Annotated in this window: 14 protein-coding genes; 8 read left to right on the forward strand and 6 right to left on the reverse strand. The window is 45.3% G+C overall.

Annotated features, from left to right (window positions below; translation table 11 throughout):
* The first annotated feature begins 76 nt into the window (after window positions 1-76).
* Complete coding sequence (nagE, locus tag AC0OMA_RS04375; RefSeq protein ID WP_014479158.1) at window positions 77-1,435, forward strand: N-acetylglucosamine-specific PTS transporter subunit IIBC; 1,359 nt, start codon at window positions 77-79, stop codon at window positions 1,433-1,435.
* A 33-nt stretch (window positions 1,436-1,468) separates the two neighbouring features.
* On the opposite strand, the gene ltaS is transcribed toward nagE, so the two are convergent.
* A complete protein-coding gene (gene ltaS / locus AC0OMA_RS04380) occupies window positions 1,469-3,418 on the reverse strand; it encodes a lipoteichoic acid synthase (protein ID WP_327844168.1) in 1,950 nt (649 codons plus the stop codon).
* Between the two features lie 100 nt (window positions 3,419-3,518).
* Between ltaS and AC0OMA_RS04385 the strand changes: the two genes are divergently transcribed.
* The 3 genes from AC0OMA_RS04385 to AC0OMA_RS04395 all read left to right on the forward strand — a co-directional run bounded on the left by AC0OMA_RS04385 (window position 3,519) and on the right by AC0OMA_RS04395 (window position 5,607).
* Window positions 3,519-3,656, forward strand: a complete 138-nt coding sequence (locus tag AC0OMA_RS04385; RefSeq protein ID WP_080344169.1) for a hypothetical protein — start codon at window positions 3,519-3,521, stop codon at window positions 3,654-3,656.
* A gap of 18 nt (window positions 3,657-3,674) precedes the next feature.
* On the forward strand, window positions 3,675-4,067 hold the full coding sequence (locus AC0OMA_RS04390) for a DnaJ family domain-containing protein (RefSeq protein ID WP_003233692.1): 393 nt from the start codon (window positions 3,675-3,677) through the stop codon (window positions 4,065-4,067).
* Between the two features lie 124 nt (window positions 4,068-4,191).
* Window positions 4,192-5,607, forward strand: coding sequence for an alanine/glycine:cation symporter family protein (locus AC0OMA_RS04395; RefSeq protein WP_474221943.1), 1,416 nt, complete (start codon window positions 4,192-4,194; stop codon window positions 5,605-5,607).
* Here AC0OMA_RS04395 and AC0OMA_RS04400 read toward each other — a convergent pair.
* From AC0OMA_RS04400 to AC0OMA_RS04415, 4 genes are read right to left on the reverse strand one after another with little or no spacing between them, the layout of a single operon-like run.
* On the reverse strand, window positions 5,604-6,680 hold the full coding sequence (locus AC0OMA_RS04400) for an endospore germination permease (RefSeq protein WP_474221944.1): 1,077 nt from the start codon (window positions 6,678-6,680) through the stop codon (window positions 5,604-5,606). The two genes, AC0OMA_RS04395 and AC0OMA_RS04400, sit on opposite strands and share 4 nt — an antisense overlap.
* 23 nt (window positions 6,681-6,703) lie before the next feature.
* A complete protein-coding gene (locus AC0OMA_RS04405) occupies window positions 6,704-6,904 on the reverse strand; it encodes a hypothetical protein (protein ID WP_003233686.1) in 201 nt (66 codons plus the stop codon).
* Between the two features lie 15 nt (window positions 6,905-6,919).
* The gene (locus AC0OMA_RS04410) at window positions 6,920-8,074 is read right to left on the reverse strand and encodes a Ger(x)C family spore germination protein (protein WP_322840062.1); all 1,155 of its coding nucleotides are present in this window, start codon (window positions 8,072-8,074) and stop codon (window positions 6,920-6,922) included.
* Window positions 8,055-9,596: a spore germination protein gene (locus AC0OMA_RS04415; protein WP_474221945.1), complete on the reverse strand. Its 1,542-nt coding sequence runs from the start codon at window positions 9,594-9,596 to the stop codon at window positions 8,055-8,057. The genes AC0OMA_RS04410 and AC0OMA_RS04415 overlap by 20 nt, the downstream gene beginning before the upstream one ends.
* Window positions 9,597-9,784: 188 nt before the next feature.
* On the opposite strand from AC0OMA_RS04415, the gene treP reads away from it, so the two are divergent.
* The 4 genes from treP (at window position 9,785) to AC0OMA_RS04435 (ending at window position 14,498) form a co-directional block, all read left to right on the forward strand.
* The gene (gene treP, locus AC0OMA_RS04420; protein WP_322840061.1) at window positions 9,785-11,197 is read left to right on the forward strand and encodes a PTS system trehalose-specific EIIBC component; all 1,413 of its coding nucleotides are present in this window, start codon (window positions 9,785-9,787) and stop codon (window positions 11,195-11,197) included.
* Window positions 11,198-11,267: 70 nt separating this feature from the next.
* Window positions 11,268-12,956, forward strand: a complete 1,689-nt coding sequence (treC, locus tag AC0OMA_RS04425) for an alpha,alpha-phosphotrehalase (RefSeq protein WP_322840060.1) — start codon at window positions 11,268-11,270, stop codon at window positions 12,954-12,956.
* Between the two features lie 20 nt (window positions 12,957-12,976).
* Complete coding sequence (gene treR, locus AC0OMA_RS04430) at window positions 12,977-13,693, forward strand: trehalose operon repressor (protein WP_003233679.1); 717 nt, start codon at window positions 12,977-12,979, stop codon at window positions 13,691-13,693.
* A gap of 139 nt (window positions 13,694-13,832) precedes the next feature.
* Entirely contained in the window at window positions 13,833-14,498 is a 666-nt protein-coding gene (locus tag AC0OMA_RS04435) for an NAD(P)H-dependent oxidoreductase (RefSeq protein WP_014476144.1), read from the forward strand.
* Window positions 14,499-14,537: 39 nt separating this feature from the next.
* Here the strand turns inward: AC0OMA_RS04435 and AC0OMA_RS04440 are convergent, their stop codons facing one another.
* Complete coding sequence (locus AC0OMA_RS04440; RefSeq protein ID WP_181218577.1) at window positions 14,538-18,926, reverse strand: multifunctional 2',3'-cyclic-nucleotide 2'-phosphodiesterase/3'-nucleotidase/5'-nucleotidase; 4,389 nt, start codon at window positions 18,924-18,926, stop codon at window positions 14,538-14,540.
* Between the last annotated feature and the right edge of the window lie 187 nt (window positions 18,927-19,113).

The raw sequence follows: 19,113 nt of genomic DNA on the forward strand, positions 1-19,113 counted from the left end.
CCCCGGGAAAATTGGTATAGATCACTAGATATCTTATATGGTATATTTGAAAAAAAAGGGTATGAGGGGGATGGGTATGCTTTCATTTTTACAAAAACTCGGGAAGTCATTTATGCTCCCGATTGCGGTTCTGCCTGCGGTTGGAATTATCCTTGCGCTTGGCAGAGAGGATGTATTTAATATCCCGTTTGTCTATCAGGCGGGGACGGCGGTTTTTGATCATCTGCCGCTTATTTTTGCGATCGGAATTGCCATCGGCATTTCAAAAGACAGCAATGGGGCCGCGGGTTTATCAGGGGCGATATCGTATCTGATGCTTGACGCGGCAACAAAGACAATTGATAAAACAAATAACATGGCGGTGTTTGGGGGAATTATTGCCGGTTTAATTGCCGGTTACACCTATAACCGCTTCAAGGATACCAAGCTGCCTGAATATCTCGGATTCTTCAGCGGCAGACGGCTTGTGCCGATTATAACAGCCATTATTACGATCATTTTAGCGGGCATATTCGGAGTCGTCTGGCCGCCGATTCAATCGTGTATAAACTCGTTTGGAGAGTGGATGCTCGGGCTCGGCGGCATCGGGGCAGGCATATTCGGCCTATTCAACAGGCTGTTAATTCCGCTTGGCCTTCACCATGTGCTGAACAATATTTTCTGGTTCCAATTCGGAGAATATAACGGAGTGACAGGGGATCTGGCGCGCTTTTTCGCGAAAGATCCGACAGCGGGCACATATATGACCGGATTCTTCCCAATCATGATGTTCGGTCTTCCGGCGGCGTGTCTGGCTATGGTTGTGACTGCGAAGCCGTCTAAACGGAAAGCGACGGCTGGAATGATGATTGGGTTTGCTTTAACGGCGTTTATCACAGGGATTACGGAGCCGATTGAGTTTGCATTTATGTTTTTATCTCCGCTTTTATACGCTGTTCACGCGGTCTTAACCGGGTTATCTTTATTTATCGTCAACTGGCTCGGCATCCGCTCAGGCTTCTCTTTTTCAGCCGGTGCTATCGATTATGTGCTCAGCTATGGAATCGCAGAAAAACCGCTGCTTCTGCTTTTGGTAGGTATATGCTATGCGGCAGTATACTTTATCGTGTTTTATGTACTGATTAAGGCTTTGAATTTAAAAACGCCTGGACGGGAAGACGATGATGTGGATGAAGTGCTGGATGAAAATACTGTTCAGGATGTAAATGAAAACATCATGCTGAAAGGGCTCGGCGGAAAAGAAAACCTTCAAACCATTGATCATTGCGCCACAAGGCTGCGACTGACTGTGAAGGATACCGCTTTGGTGGATGAAGCGCTGCTAAAGAAAGCAGGCGCAAAAGGGGTTGTCAAATCGGGCGGGCAATCGGTTCAAGTCATTATTGGCCCGAATGTGGAATTTGCGGCGGAAGAATTGAGAGCTGCTGTCAAATAAAAAAAGCGGAGAGGGCAACCTCTCCGCTTTTTCTTATTTATCTTCGTTATCCGTTGACGTTTCGGAAGAATCTTCGCCATGTTTTGTGTAATCATAATCGGAAGGATTCACCTTCTTAAAACCTTTCGGCTCGTAGAACCGCAGCAGGTCTCCGTTTATGATTTTATCGGACATTTCAAGTTCCTTCTTGACGAGCGAGTCTTCTGACTTGTCGACTTCGGATTCATCGAGTTCTTTTCCGGTTTTCGTGTCGTAATACTTACCGGATATTTTCGTGTACTTCGGTGAAATAAAGTCTCCGTTTCGGAACGGAATCACTTCACGGTGTTCTTTCGATAAAATATCAGAACCGGACATCAGATAGTCCTTCGTATCCACTCCGAGCAGATGCAGAATGGTAGGAGCCACATCAACGTCTCCGGCATATTTATGAACTTTCTCGCCCTTCACGCCGGCAGCGTGGATAAAGAGCGGCACCCGTTGAAGCTGGGCGTTGTCATAATCAGTGATTTCATCCTTGCCAAGCACTTTCGCCATCGCTTTATTGTGGTTTTCAGAGATGCCGTAGTGGTCTCCGTACATCACAATAATCGATTTATCATATAACCCGTCTTTTTTCAGATCATTGAAGAATTGTTCAATGGACTGATCAAGGTAATGGGCTGACTGGAAGTAGTTATCGACGACAGAGTCACCAAAGTCTCCAGCCGGGAAGTCTGTATCCCCCTCATCCATTCCGAATGGGAAGTGGTTAGACAGGGTAATGAACTTCGTATAGAACGGCTGCGGCAGGCCTTCCAACAGCGGCATTGATTCTTTGAAGAACGGTTTGTCTTTCATGCCGTAGTTTTTCGTGTTTTCTTCGTTCATGTCATAGTAGGCAGAATCAAAGAATTTATCAATGCCTTCCGCTTTGTACATTTCGTTACGGTTCCAGAACGTCTGCGTGTTCCCGTGGAAAGTAGCAGATGTGTAATTCTTAGACTTCAGAATCGCCGGAACGGATTGCAGCGTGTTTTGCGCTTTGTTTACGAAAACTGAACCTTGAGCCAGCGGGTACAGAGAGTTTTCCATCATAAATTCAGCATCCGATGTTTTACCTTGTCCCGTTTGGTGGAAAAAGTTATCAAAGTAGAACGTTTCGTTATCATGTGCCAGTTTATTTAAGAACGGTGTCACTTCTTTGCCGTCAATTTTATAGTCGATGATAAATGACTGCAAAGATTCAAGTGAAACGTAAATGACGTTTTTTCCTTCCGCTTTGCCGAAATACACGTTATTCGGCACATCGTAATTGGCTTTCATGTAGTTTTCTACTTCCGTCACGTCGCTGGAATCGGCAAGCGCGCGCTGGCTGTTGGACTTGATATTCTGTACAGCGTCATAAATCGTGAAATTGTATGTTCCCAAGTATTTCACAAGATAGTTCCGGTCGAATGATCTTGTCAGCAATTCAGGACGGTCTGATTCCGCAACTGCCAGGTTGATCAAGAACACAAGAATTGAAGACGCAAAAATAATTCGGAACGATTTTTTGCTTGACGTTTCGGCAGGCTTGTTTACTTTGATCGCCAAGATGATCAGGATGATCGTATCGATAAAGTAAAAGGCGTCAGTCGGTCTCATCAGCGAAAATGCGCTGTCACCGAGTTGGCCGCCGTTTGTTTTAGCCTGCATAATGACCGGAATTGTAATAAAATCATTGAAAAATCTGTAGTACACAATGTTGGCGTACAGTAAAAAAGACATTAAAAAATGAATCACTATAATGGCTGTCTGCTGTAATTTTTTCTTGAACAAGAGTCCAAAGCCAAGAAAGAACAAGCTTGAGCTAAGAGGATTCACAAAAAGCAATATTTTTTGTATCGTGTTGTCTATTCCTAAGTTGAAGTTCAGGACATAACCGACATACGTTTTGATCCATAACAGGACGACCGCAATTAAGAAGAAGGCCAGTCCTCTTTCTTTTATAAATGTTTTCATTGTTACACTCCTTTTTTCCGATCCAGTTCGAGCGAAACGATAGAAAAAACGAACGTATCCAATATAACACGAATCAGCAGATTAGAAAAGTGAAAATCGTATGATGGAGAAAGTGGCGAAAAACGCCGTCGAATCAACGTTTCGCTTTGATATTACCAAATGTAAAATAAGGTATCTTTCTAGAAATAAAGGAATAAAATGGTACATTGATAATTGTATGATAAAATATAAGGTATAGATAAAAAGAGGTGAAATGATGGATTTTTCCCATATTGTGTCTGAAGATAAAATTAAGCGCGCCATCAAAGACGGGGACTTTCAAAACCTCCCGGGAATGGGGAAGCCGCTGCCGAAGGATGACGCGGCACACTTGCCGGAATCGCTGCGCATGGGCTATCGTATTTTGAAAAACGCGGGAATGGCAGAGGACGAGGGCGCGCTCAAAAAAGAGCTTATGACCATCGACCATTTAATCGAAAAGTGCTATGACGAAAAAGAACGCGAGCAATTAATCAGAAAAAAATCTGAAAAGCAATTGCTGCTTGATAAGCTTGTCGACAAAAAAGGCATGTTTTCAAAGCCAGCATCCGCTTTTTATAAGAATAAAGTATATGACCGGCTTGGACGAAACAGACCTTCTTCCAGCTGATTTGTCTTGTCTGCAGGATGGCGATTGATAAAAGCCATCCTTTTTATGTTCCAAGTTCTATGTCAAAAGGTTTATGTTTTTCCATCTATGGGAAATGACCCATAAACGAAAAAAGGGTGATGGGATGGAACGACTATTGGTATGGATAGAGCATATATCTGATTGGCTGTGGGGGCCGCCGCTGATCATCCTGCTGACGGGGACGGGGTTGTATTTCACTATTTTGCTGAAAGGTTTTCAATTTCGCTATCCTTTATACATTTTCAAACAGACAATCGGCAGCGTAGGAAAAAAGCCGAAGGGAGAGGGCACAGTCACACCGCTTCAGGCATTGACCTCAGCCCTCAGTTCAACGATCGGTGCAGCGAACATTGTCGGTGTGCCCGCCGCTATTATGTTTGGAGGACCAGGAGCGGTTTTTTGGATGTGGCTTATTGCCTTATTTGCCATGGCGATTAAGTTTTCTGAAAGTGTTCTTGCTGTTCATTACAGAGAAAAAAATGAGCAGGGTGAATACGTCGGGGGACCGATGTATTACATAACAAAAGGGCTGCGCATGAAATGGCTCGGCGTATTCTTCTCTGTTGCGCTGATTGTGGAGCTGATCCCCAGCATTATGGTTCAGGGAAATTCGGTTTCAGTCTCGCTTGCCGAGACGTTTTCTTTCAATAAAATATACGCAGGAATCGGAATTGCATTTTTGATTGGGTTAGTGGTGATAGGAGGGGTAAAGCGGATCGGAAAAGTAACAGAGTTTGTCGTGCCTCTTATGGCAGGGGCATACGCGGGTGCCGGTCTCCTGATTGTTCTCATGAATCTATCATCAGTGCCGGCGTTTTTCTCTCTCGTCTTTTCAAATGCGTTTACCTCTTCTTCAGCAGTTGGAGGGTTCGCAGGTGCTGCGTTGGCGGAAACCGTTCGCTGGGGATTTGCCCGCGGGCTTTATTCTAATGAAGCCGGAATGGGAACAGCCCCGATTGCACATGCGGCAGCAATGACTGATCATCCTGTGCGGCAAGGGTTTTGGTCTGTGATCGGCATTGTCATTGACACCTTGATCATCTGCACGACCACCGCTTTTGTCGTTCTTGCATCTGGTGTCTGGACAGAGAAGAACGCCTCAAATGACCCGGCAGCACTGACGACGGCTGCATTTCAGCATTATTTCGGTTCTGGCGGAGGGTACTTCGTTTCGGTTTCCCTAGTCTTCTTTGTCGTATCAACCATTATGGTTGTCATTTTTTACGGCGTAAAGCAAGCTGAATTTCTGTTCGGGCGGCTGGCAAGACACGTGATCAAATTCGTTTATTTAGCGGCTATTATCATTGGTGCCGCAGGCGGAGCAAAAGCCATTTGGGGCTTTTTGGACTTAGCATTGGCTTTTATTCTCGTTCCAAATGTGATTGCGCTGTTGTTATTGAGCAGAAAGGTAAAAGCGCTGTACACCGAATTCTTTACATCTGAACAGTACTACCTGAAAGATATAAGAAAAACAAAACAGAATCCTGTTTATCAAACAAAAGAAGCTAAAAATTCCTAGTGTTTAGCTTTGGCGCCGAACAACGCTTTGCTTTTTATGATCAAATAAATGAGTAAAGGCAGCAAAAGAGAAATCACTACATTAATGATTGGTTTGATTCTGTTAAAGTCGATTAGCTGATTTGTATTTAAAAAGAACCAAAAGCCGCATACGACTGAGAACATGCCGGTTGGTGTATACATGGCTTTCGGGTCGATTTTTGAGTGTGAAAACGAAAGGCCGTATACCACGATATATAGGGAACCTGCTATCTTCACCATAATGACCGGAATCCAAAAGGCCGCGATGATCAGGTCTGAGCGATCCAGAAAATCCGTAATGCGGATCTGCCTGATGACCATATAAGCAGGATCAAAGAAAGTAGATGTCAGGTTGGGACCAAAGACAGAAATTGAAGAAAATAACATCACGGCCAGCAATAAAGCGCCCAGCAGTATCGCGAAAATGGTGTATTTTAGCGGGACACTCCGGTTTGAGAAGAGAAGCGGAAGGATAATCAATTCCCCCATGGTCCCAAACGCGTAATAGCCTGATTGAAGGTATGGGATTAGACCTTCAAAAACAGGCGTCAAGTTTTGAAGCTCAATTTGTGTGGCCAGCGTAAATGGAAGGAACAAGACCAGGATGCCGAATGGAAATAGGAATATCTGCGCCATTCTGGTCAATGTTTCTTTTCCCTCTCTGGCAATACAGATCGCCACAAAGATAATAACACCGCCAAGAACAGCCATTGGTGTTCTCGGGAGAAATAAAATGTTAATCAAATTGATGAAAAAACGTAAATCATGAGCATTGATTAACAGGAAATACAAAGAAAACAGTAAAATGATAATCCGGCCTGCGATTGGTGAGGAATCGCTCAGCAGCTCATAGATATTTTTATCCTGATGCTTTTTCATCAGCCTATGCATGAGCCAGAGTGCCGGAATCACGATGACAACGCCGAGGATGTAGCTGTGCCAGGCATTTTGTTTTGCTGATTCGATCATGAGAATCGGAGCATGCTTTAATCCGACCGCTAACGTATACAGAGCTCCGAAAAATAATCCTTGGTATGCAGAGGTCTTGTCCATAAAGCACATCCTTTCTGTCATGTTCAAAACGGAATATATTTAAACAGGTGCCCCAGCCGCGGAAGCAGGGGATTCACTCTCATATAAATCCATAGAAAAGCACTTCCTGCAATCAGCAGGCTGAAGGCCCATTTTGTTAGATTGTTAGCGGAACGAAAATTCTTCCATTCATATGCGTATATGGCAATGCACACAATCAATGTCTGTACGATATAGCTGATCATGCTGACGCACCTCCATTAATGGCTGATCGTTTTGTATAGGACACCGCCCTGCTCAATGGTCACAATTGGGACGACGTGAACCTCCATATCCTTGTATACCTCTTCCCATTCCTTTTTCAGCAGATTCTTCGTGGTTGCCGTGCTTCTAATAGTCCGGTCTTGAAAGCCGGCCGGGTCCGCCTTTAGCTTTTGCAAACGATGAACGGTGCTTGTCACGTCCTTCTTTATGGTTCTGTTTAGTGCTTTTTGAATGATGTAATACTGGTCATTTTCTCTCGTCTCATAGGTTGATTGGTTTTCCATAATAATTCCTTTAGCTCTGATCTCGATTGTCATTGACAGCTTTCCGTTTTTTTCAGCGGCATGAAAGGATGCATTGGACTTTTGAAGCTGAATGGATGTTTGCCCCATTTGATTCGGCAGGTCTACTATGAATTCTGGCTGGCGGGCTTGATTCAGCAACATCAGGGCTGCTGTCATGTGTTCATCTTTGAAAATATCCATCAATCTGTCCTTTTTAAAGATCGCAAGCCCGTCAATTTTCAAATTAGATTTGCCTTGCCCTCCAGGTTTTGTTTTAGATGCAGAGATGACTGGTGCATACGGATCACTGCCTATTTCTACTAGATCAGACATGAATCTGCTTAAGAAAACGGGGCGGCTCGTTGCGATAATGGCCAGCTCCCGAATCATTTCCGCCGGAAACTGTTCAAGCTGAACATCGGTGTTTAAAATGTCCCGAGCTTCTCCCCGGCTGACTAAAATGAGCGCCGTTAATCTGTTCTGCGGATTTCGCGTTAAAATATCAAAGACTGGGGCAACGCCGTCTCTCGCCATATTCTCTCCAATAATGACTGTACGTCTGTGGGACGTATTGATTGTCCGTGACAAGGAGGTTTGCAGCTTGTTGTTCGCTTCTCTGATCGTAGTGCCGGAAGCTGAATCAACATACCATGTTTTTGAACCGGCAGTTCCGCCGCCGCCCCCTGTTTGTCCGCCTAATTGACCGACCAAGGGAATCTGCATGGCCACTCGATACTGATCTTTTTTCTTATCAATGGCTGAGCTGACAACAAATGCAATGTCATTGATTTCTGTCCGGTCCCAGCACCCCGTTAGAAGGATACAAATGAGAAGCGGCAAAACACACTTATATATTGTTTTCTTCATCTTTTGGGTCCTCTCTTTTCGCTCCCTTCTGTCCGTTGCCGCGCGAATACGTGCCCGGCCTTCTGGTCATCGTCCACCAAGGCGCCCTGACAAAAATATCTTTTACTTCATCTCGTTTAAACGGAGAAATCCCGGATAAATAAGGAATGCCGAAAGATTGCAGCTTGCATAAATGAAGCACTAAGATAATCGTGCCGAGCATAATGCCGAAAATCCCGAAAATACTCGCCAAAAACATAAGCGGGAAACGAAGCATCCTGATGGAGATAGCTAAGTTAAATCGCGGAATTGTAAATGACGCGATCCCTGTTAACGATACGATGATCACCATGGGGGCAGACACAATTCCCGCTTCAACAGCGGCTGTCCCAATGACAAGGGCCCCGAGAATACTGACGGTCTGGCCGATGGTTTTCGGCAGGCGCACTCCCGCCTCACGGAGAGCCTCAAAAGAAATTTCCATAATCAATGCTTCTATGATGGCGGGGAAAGGAATCGGTTCACGCGCAGAGGCCACACTGAACATTAAGTTTGTCGGCATTAAGTCCTGATGGTATGTAATAACGGCAACATAAATAGCCGGCAAATATAAAGCAACGAATAAAAACATATAGCGAAGCCAGCGGATTAAGTTAGACATCAAATAACGCTCATAGTAATCTTCACTGGCCTGCATAAGCTGCCAAAACGTAATCGGGCCTGTTAAGACAAAGGGCGTATTATCTGTGAAAATGGCAAATCGGCCTTCGAGAAGCTGGGCGGCGACGGTGTCCGGCCTTTCTGTGTATTGCAGCTGGGGGAATGGTGAGTACGTGTCGTCTTCGATAAACTCTTCAATATATCCGCTTTCTAAGACAGCATCAATCTTAATCTTTTTGATTCTTTTTTTTACTTTGTCAATGACCTTTGGATCGGCAAGCCCGTCAATATAGTCCAAGACAACATCGGTTTTGGTTTTGGTACCAATTTTAAACGAGATCATTTTAAGCTGAAACGTTTTGACGCGAAAGCGCACAAGAGCGGTATTGACCCTGAGGCTTTCAGTAAAGCCCTCTCTTGACCCTCTGATGGTCGATTCTGTTATCGGCTCTTCAATGCTTCTTCTTTGTCCGCCTTTTATATTTAAGATCAGGCCTTTTGAGTGCCCGTCGGCAAATAAAACCGCGTTCCCCTCAATGATGGATGCAGCCACTTTGCTCATACTCGTTTCTATTGCAACACTTGAAATGGATAGAGTATTTTGCAGCGCCGCTTCATGTTCATCTATTTGATCCGTCAAATGCATTAAGAAAGGGCGGAGGGCATGATCCTGAATATGTTCAGATTTTACAATTCCTTCGACATAAACAATAAATCCGCACAGCCCGTTTCCAAAGTCAAATTGTCTAAATACGATGTCTGAGCAGCCTTCTGTTAATAAGGTCAGATTATCGAGGTTTTCCTTCAAATCAGGAGAGATCGGTCTGTCCTGATTGTCTTCAAGCTCTTTGATGAGCTGAAGCGCTTTGTCGCGTTTATTCATAGAGGCTCACCCTGCTTTTTAATGTCACAATAAGTGCTTGTGACTTTTAGGGTAACCTTGTCTGTTTCATATATTCCAGACTAGGATGAAAGCGCTATAAAAAAGTGTTGACTACCTGTATATACAGGAATACAATATGATTATAAGTTGTATATACAAGTTATAAAAACGGTTACGGAGGGGTTGGCATGGGGGAACTGAACAAATCGGCACGTCAGATTGTCGAAGCAGTCGGCGGTGCTGAAAATATTGCAGCGGCAACTCATTGTGTTACACGTTTGCGTTTTGCTTTAATAGATGAAAGCAAGGTTGACCAAGAGATGCTTGATCAAATTGATGTGGTAAAGGGATCATTCTCGACAAACGGACAGTTTCAGGTCGTAATCGGCCAGGGAACTGTCAATAAAGTATATGCTGAACTGGTTAAGGAAACGGGGATTGGCGAGTCAACAAAGGATGAAGTGAAGAAGGCCTCAGAAAAAAATATGAATCCATTGCAGCGTGCCGTGAAAACGCTTGCAGATATTTTTATTCCAATATTGCCTGCGATTGTCACGGCGGGTCTTTTAATGGGGATCAATAACATTTTAACGGCGGAAGGCATTTTCTTCAGCACAAAATCGATTGTGCAGGTTTATCCGCAGTGGGCGGATCTTGCTAATATGATTAACCTGATTGCAGGCACGGCCTTTACGTTTTTGCCTGCGTTAATCGGATGGTCTGCCGTCAAGCGGTTCGGCGGCAATCCGCTTCTCGGCATTGTGCTCGGGGTTATGCTCGTGCATCCTGATTTGCTGAATGCGTGGGGATATGGCGCGGCAGAACAAAGCGGAGAGATCCCGGTATGGAATCTATTCGGCCTAGAGGTGCAGAAAGTCGGCTATCAGGGCCAGGTGCTCCCAATTTTGCTTGCTTCTTATATGCTGGCGAAGATTGAGGTATTTTTAACAAAACGCACACCTGAGGGCATACAGCTGCTCGTTGTCGCACCAATTACGCTTCTCTTAACAGGATTTGCCTCTTTTATCATTATCGGCCCGATTACATTTGCGATCGGTAATGTACTGACTTCAGGGCTTATCTCGGTGTTCGGTTCTTTTGCCGCACTGGGCGGTCTGTTATATGGCGGTTTCTACTCAGCGCTCGTGATTACCGGTATGCACCACACGTTTCTTGCAGTCGACCTGCAGCTCATCGGTTCAAAGCTCGGCGGCACCTTTTTATGGCCGATGCTGGCGCTTTCTAATATCGCACAAGGTTCGGCGGCTCTGGCCATGATGTTTATCGTGAAGGATGAGAAACAAAAAGGCCTCTCCCTCACATCAGGGATTTCTGCTTATCTTGGCATTACAGAGCCTGCCATCTTTGGGGTGAATCTGCGATACAGATTCCCGTTTATCATTGCAATGGTCAGCTCTGGCCTGGCCGGAATGTATATTTCTTCTCAAGGTGTGCTGGCAAGCTCCGTCGGTGTCGGCGGTGTGCCGGGGATTTTCTCAATCTTGAGCCAGTACTGGGGCGCGTTTGCAATCGGGATGGCTATTGTATTAATCGTGCCGTTTGCCGGAACATACGCGTATGCGAGATTCAAACATAAATAACAAATGGGGAGCGGGACGTGTTGAACGTTCCCTTTTCCCGTTTTCAATTTAAATATGGTGGTGGAAACAGATGAAAACAGAACATACGCCATGGTGGAAAAAAGCTGTGGTTTATCAAATTTATCCGAAAAGCTTTAACGATACGACAGGAAACGGTGTCGGCGATCTGAACGGCATTATTGAAAAGCTTGATTACTTAAAAACACTTCAGGTGGATGTGCTTTGGCTGACACCGATTTATGATTCTCCTCAGCATGATAATGGGTACGATATTCGTGATTATTACTCGATTTATCCTGAATATGGTACGATGGAGGATTTTGAGCGGCTAGTGTCCGAAGCACATAAAAGAGACCTGAAAGTCGTCATGGATCTTGTTGTCAATCATACGTCAACAGAGCACAAATGGTTTCGCGAGGCGATCTCTTCAATAGACAGCCCGTACCGTGATTTTTATATATGGAAAGACCCGCAGGAAAACGGTTCTCTTCCGACAAACTGGGAATCGAAATTCGGCGGCTCGGCATGGGAGCTTGACGAAGCATCGGGCCAATACTATTTGCATCTGTTTGATGTGACGCAGGCTGATTTGAATTGGGAAAATGAAGAGGTCAGAAAGCATGTCTATGACATGATGCATTTTTGGTTTGAAAAGGGAATAGACGGCTTCAGGCTTGATGTCATCAATCTGATTTCTAAAGATCAGCGCTTTCCGAATGCGGAGGACGGCGGCGACGGCCGCTCTTTTTACACTGACGGGCCGCGGGTGCACGAATTTCTGCATGAAATGAACGAAAAGGTGTTTTCACATTACGACAGCATGACGGTCGGTGAGATGTCTTCAACAACCGTAGACCACTGTATCCGCTATACGAATCCTGACAATAAAGAACTTGATATGACATTCAGCTTCCATCATCTCAAGGTTGACTATCCAAACGGCGAAAAATGGGCCTTGGCGCCGTTTGACTTTTTGAAGCTGAAGGAGATCCTATCCGACTGGCAAACGGGGATGCACGCAGGAGGGGGATGGAACGCTCTGTTCTGGTGCAATCATGATCAGCCGCGCGTTGTATCAAGATATGGAGATGATGGCGCATATAGGGTGAAATCGGCGAAAATGCTTGCTACGGCCATTCATATGATGCAGGGCACGCCTTATATTTATCAGGGCGAGGAGCTGGGGATGACGAATCCGAAGTTTACTGACATCAGCTCCTATCGGGATGTCGAATCGCTGAACATGTATCACGCCTTTAAGGACAAAGGAATGGCTGATCAAGAGATCACAGCCATTTTACAGGCGAAATCCCGTGACAATTCCAGAACCCCCGTTCAGTGGGATGCTACGGAGAATGGCGGTTTTACAACGGGCACACCGTGGATACCGGTTGCCGGAAATTATCGGGAAATCAATGCTGAAGCGGCGCTAAGAGATCAAAATTCGGTGTTTTACCATTATCAAAAATTGATTCGGATTCGCAAAATGTATGACATTGTGACAGAGGGAACGTATGAGTTAATTGCAAAGGATGATCCGAACATTTTTGCGTATCTCAGACACGGCAGCAATGAAAAGCTGCTCGTGATCAATAATTTTTACGGGACAGAGGCGGCCTTTACACTGCCGGACTCTTTAGCGCCTGACGAATGGAAGGCAGAGGTGCTGTTGACGAACGATGAAGAAAGGGAAGGGCTTCAGAACATGACGCTTCGCCCGTATGAGTCCATTGTTTATCGTTTAACAAAACCGTGTTAAACTAAGCTGGGTGGTCCATAATGAAGGTGAATAAATTCATCACAATTTATAAAGACATCGCACAGCAAATTGAAGGCGGCCGATGGAAAGCGGAGGAGATTCTTCCGTCTGAACATGAGTTGACCGCACAGTACGGTACATCAAGAGAAACGGTCCGAAAGGCGCTTCATATGCTCGCGCAAAACGGTTATATCCAGAAAATCAGGGGAAAAGGCTCCGTCGTGCTCAATCGTGAAAAAATGCAGTTTCCCGTTTCGGGCCTTGTCAGCTTCAAGGAGCTCGCGCAAACGCTTGGCAAAGAAACGAAAACAACTGTACACAAATTCGGGCTGGAGCCTCCGTCAGAGCTGATCCAAAAACAGCTCCGGGCCAATCTGGATGACGACATCTGGGAAGTCATCAGGTCTAGAAAGATTGACGGGGAACATGTGATTTTGGACAAGGATTACTTTTTCAGAAAGCATGTCCCTCACCTGACGAAAGAAATTTGTGAAAACTCCATATATGAATATATAGAAGGAGAGCTCGGTCTTTCGATCAGTTACGCCCAAAAAGAAATTGTCGCCGAGCCGTGTACGGACGAGGACAGAGAGCTGCTCGATTTACGCGGCTATGACCATATGGTCGTGGTGAGAAACTACGTCTTTTTGGAGGATACCAGTTTGTTTCAATATACGGAAAGCAGACACCGTCTCGACAAATTCCGATTTGTTGATTTTGCGCGGCGGGGGAAATGAGAGAGGCGCCTGCCTGCGGCAGCGCGCTTTTTTGTTTGGTATCAAAATTGATACTATCCAACAAAAATGTGCGTACTTTTACTTTTTATCATAATGGCTACAATAGAGATGAGAGTAACCTAAAGGAGAGGTGTTTTACATGGCAGATCTAAAGAAACAAATTCTGGATGCATACAATTTCAGGCATGCGACTAAGGAATTTGACCCGAATAAAAAAGTGTCAGACAGCGATTTTGAATTTATTTTAGAAACAGGAAGACTGTCTCCGAGCTCACTAGGCCTTGAGCCTTGGAAATTTGTCGTCGTCCAAAATCCGGAATTCCGCGAGAAGCTTCGTGAATACACATGGGGCGCGCAAAAGCAGCTGCCGACCGCAAGCCATTTCGTCCTGATTCTTGCGCGTACAGCGAAGGATATCAAATATAATGCGGACTACATCAAACGTCATTTAAAAGAAGTAAAACAAATGCCTCAAGACGTATACGAAGGCTATTTAAGCAAAACAGAAGAATTCCAGAAAAACGATTTGCATTTGCTTGAAAGTGACAGAACATTGTTTGACTGGGCATCAAAACAAACCTATATCGCGCTTGGCAACATGATGACTGCCGCTGCGCAAATCGGTGTTGATTCCTGCCCGATCGAAGGCTTCCAGTACGATCACATTCACCGTATTCTTGAAGAAGAAGGCCTTCTGGAAAACGGAAGCTTTGATATTTCTGTGATGGTGGCATTCGGCTACCGAGTGAGAGACCCTCGTCCGAAAACAAGATCTGCTGTTGAAGATGTTGTGAAGTGGGTTTAAATAAAGAAAGCTGCTCGCTAAGCGAGCAGCTTTCTTTATTTATGCCTGATTCGCTCTATTCTGTTTTCTCCTCTGATGTAAGTACATTGCCGTACCGAGTGCGCTGATCAGAAATCCGGCCAACAGGATCGAGTACATGGATGTGGCTGTGTCCGGAAGCAGGCCGCCAGCCGGACCGTCTGTTCCTGATCCGCCCGAACCGTTTCCACCAGAGCCGTTAGTCGGTTGAGTGCCGGGAGGCGTATCCTTTCCTCCGCTTCCGTCAGTTGGCTGTTTTCCGCCTGGTTTGTCGGAGCCTCCGCCATGACTGCCGTCATCACCGCCTGTCGGTTGGTCGGAAGGGAATGCCGGCGGTTTGTTGTTCGAACCGGAATTTAAGATCGTGTATTCGCTGAAGTGGTTTGTATATCCTGTCACCATATCATCGTCAACTGATCCGTTATCTGTCTTTGTGAAAGCTTTCTTTTTCCTGTCGACATGATAAATGGCAGGGTTATGGGCTTCTTCAATATCAAACATGCGAAGCGAAAGCTGAACGGGCTCCTTGAATGATTTTATTTCTTTTCCTTTTTGCTTCACTGTAAAGTCATATACATCTGCCAGTGACACATCCAATTCTCCCGTCGACTTGATTCCGATTGCAGTGTCTACTGATTTAAGGTTCGCCATTGGCATCTTTATGCTGTACCAGTAGTTGAACACCGTCAATGAAGGATCTGACTCTCTTTCTTTCAAAAGTTTGACCTGATCTTTTTTCATTTTAAGATTGATAGGCTTCTCTTGAGATCCTTCATGTGTTCCATAATAGACAAATGGCGTGTTGGCATTTTTAGCGTAAATCACAAATTTGTCTTCATCAAGTGTCCAGCTGCCGTCCTTCTGCTTTGTCGGCAGGAATACTTCTTTGATCCGTCCTTCAACTTTAGGAGAGACCTTGTTTCCTAGTTTTTTCAGCTGTTCGGTGAAAATCTCATAATCAACGTAGCCAAGGTCTTCACCATGGGAGGCTTCTGTAAAGACAGAATATCCGTCTCCTCCGGCACCGACAAAATTATTTGTTGCCACGCGGTAGGTATCATCCATATTTATAGCAACTTTGTCTCCGTTAGGCGATTCAATTTTCACTTCTAACACACGGTGTCCAGGTTTGTTGTTTAATGTAAAGGTATATTCGATTCCGGCCACCTGAGGGAAAGCGCCGCCGCCATTTTCCACATTGCTTAAGCCTTGTTCAAGGGCTTCTTTAATTTGTTTTCCGGTTAAATCGGCCACGTAAAGCGTATTGCCGAACGGCATCACGTTGAGCACATCGCCGAGTGTGATATCCCCTTTGTCAATGCCGGCTCTGATGCCGCCGCCATTTGTTATCGCTATTCTGGCGCCGGCTGCTTCTTTCGCTTTTGCCAGCATACCGTCCGCAATGAAGTTTCCGAGATTCGTTTCTTTCGTGCGCACATGCTCACGCTGGCCGTCAAGCGCCACATCCGTATAGCCGACTTTTTCATTTTTTACGTCCTCTAATTCACTTTTGAACTGATCGAGCTCTTGTTTTGCTTCCGCGTTTTCTTCTGTATGTTCATCAATTGGCAGCACGCTCAGATTTGATTTGTCTGTTTGCACAACGCCATTTTCATCAAACGCGACATCAACGCGCCCCAAGAATTGGCCGTATTCTTTTGCCTGCGCCACGATCGTCGGTTCTTCGTTGTTTACGACCTCCATTTTGTCTACGAGGGTGTGAGTGTGTCCGCCGATGATCAAGTCAATGCCTTTTACTTTTTTGGCTAGCTCAAGATCACGGTTATGCCCGATGTGGGTTAAAGCAATAATTTTATTTACCTGTTCTTCTTCCTGAATCGCTTTGACGGTGTTTTGTGCTGTTTCAAAGGCATCATTGAATACGATGCTTTTGCCCGGGCTTGATGTGGTGGCTGTATCTTCTGTTGTCAGGCCGAATACGGCGACTTTCTCCCCGTCAACGTCTAACAGAATGTAAGGGTGGATGCCGGCCTCTTTCTTTTCACCTGCCGTAAAGGTTTGCGGCTTTTTGACAAATGATTTCAGCTTGGGCTCATTTGACACATCTACGTTTGCACTGACAATCGGAAATTCCGGTGCTTCAAAGTGATAGCGGTTCGCCGGATCAACGGTTGCGCTGTTTCCGCTTAGAAAATCAGAAAGCACTGTCGGGCCTTTGTCAAATTCATGGTTCCCGAAGGTCATGGCGTCATAGTCCATCATGTTCATCATTTTCAGATCGGCCAAACCGTTCCATTTTGTAAAATACAGATCGCCGGAAAACACATCTCCTGCATCAAGGAGAATGTTGTGATTTGTTTCGCTGCGTACTTCGTTGATTTTCGTCATTCGTCTCGCTGCATCATCGAGATGTGCGTGCGTATCATTGGTGTGCATGACGGTCAGGTCCCACAGTCCGTCTTTAGGAGGATCTGGATTTGAATCATCATCGAATTGCAGCTTATACACACCATAGCCTTCATTCGCAGACTTGCCTACATAAACGACGTCGTCTGCTTTATTGGCAAATGGCTTGGCCAAAAGCGAGGATTCAAACGTCAGATTCGTGCCGGAAACAGGCGCGATTGACCAGTTGTTGTCTGCCTTTGGATTGACTGTTTTTTGTTCAATAATGTAATCCATCAGCACCTGCCTATTTTCAACTGCAGAGCCGTGGACAATTTTATCGCTCGTCAGATGAGGAAACCCGCCGCCTCCGGACGCACGATAGTTATTGGTGACTACGAGAAATTCCTGGCTTGGGCTGATCGGCTTGCCTTCATAGGAAAGGTTGATGATCCGGGATGAATCCGCATTGATCACTTTTCCGTTCTCATTGTATTTAGCCGGTTTTGTCACATCGACCTGATATGTGACACCGTCAATCACGTCAAAATTATAGGAGCGGAAATTCTCGTTCAGCAAGGCCTGATCGCCGCTTTTGGCTGGATCAATTTGATTGAATTGGCCTGCTGACATCTCCAGCCAGTCCTTGACCTCGCTGCCTGTCAGCTTGACGATTTGAACAGTATTATCGTAAAGATACAAGTCACCGACATTTTTAATCGCAAGATCTCCGGCTGGAATGTTTGTATAGTAATTGGCTCCGTTTCTGCCGCCTGCTTTAAACGGCGCTCCAGCGGATAAAATCGGCAGGTTCTTGTACTCGGTATCCTTCATTTCTTTTTCGGCATACCATTTTTGCGCGTCAGTCACGATCTGAATGGAAGGATCATCTTTGACCTGTGCAAAGAAGCTGTTAATATCTGCTTCGGTTTTGCCGACTGGCTTTCGGACATACTCCAGTGTGTTTTGGTGTGTTTGCTGAATGGTGTTTGTAACGGTTTCGTTTCTTGATGTGACGTTGCCGGCAATGGATTCAATACTTCCTTTGGAATCTGCTACCTTCCATGAGCCGTCCGCCTTTTCAAGCTTGAGGTCAATCACGCCTAAATATTTGCCCCAGCTGCTTGACATGACGACAGGAATGCCGTTAATTGTTCCCTTTTCCACATCGAACTGAGCAACACCCGCATACTCGGCGGAAGGAAAGAGTCCGTGCTGATGGCCCGAGATAATCGCGTCAATGCCTTTCGTTTTGGTGGCAAGGTCAAACACGGCGTTTTCTGCACCTGTTGATTGTGACTGCTTTTCAATGCCGGTGTGGGCGAGGGCAATAATGACATCTGCGCCTTCCGCCTTCATTTTCGGGATCGTTTCATTGGCGGATTCTACGATATCCTGCACCTGCACCTGCCCCTCGAGATTCTTTTTGTCCCATGTCATGATTTGCGGCGGGACAAAGCCTATGTAGCCGACTTTTACTTTTTGCTCATTACCGTTTTCATCAATGAGGGTTTTTTCATTAATCACATACGGCGTATAACGGTTTTCACCGCTAGTTGTTTTGACGTTGGCATTTACAATCGGGAAATCGGCTCCTTTGATTGTGCCGTCGAGAAAGTCGAGCCCGTAGTTGAATTCATGATTGCCAAGCGTTCCGGCGTCGTATTTCAGCGCATTCATGACGCTGATAATCGGATGGGTTTTCGTGCCGGAGATAATGTCGTCTTTTTGATATTTCACCGCGTATTCACCCAGCGGATTCCCTTGAATCAAGTCGCCGTTATCCACAAGCAGGGTGTTAGGGTTTTGCTCGCGGTGCTTTTGGATCAATTGCGCTGTTCTCGCCAGACCGAAATCCGCCGTTTCTTTGTCGCTGTAGTAATCGTAATCCATCATGTTGGCATGAATATCAGTCGTAGCCAAAATACTCAGATGCACCTGAGGAGCCGCGCTTTCTTCTGCATGAATGGGTGGTGTTGGGAGGATTAGGCTAAGTATCATAATTGGGGGCAAAAGAATACGGAGAATGTTTCCGACGTGTGTTCGTCTTTTCTGTATTCTCACCAGTTCTCCACCTTTCAACGAAATTTGTATTACAGCTCCTATTGTAAGAATATTTTGTAACTATTTGTAGGTGTTTCTTTATGATTATTGTAAAAGGGAGAAAAATGAGTATTATGTAGCAGTATCAAACGACAAATACTGGGTACTTATGCTTATCGTTTGTCACAATCGCGGAATGTTTATTTTA

It is taken from the genome of Bacillus sp. AMCV2 (genome assembly GCF_056033925.1).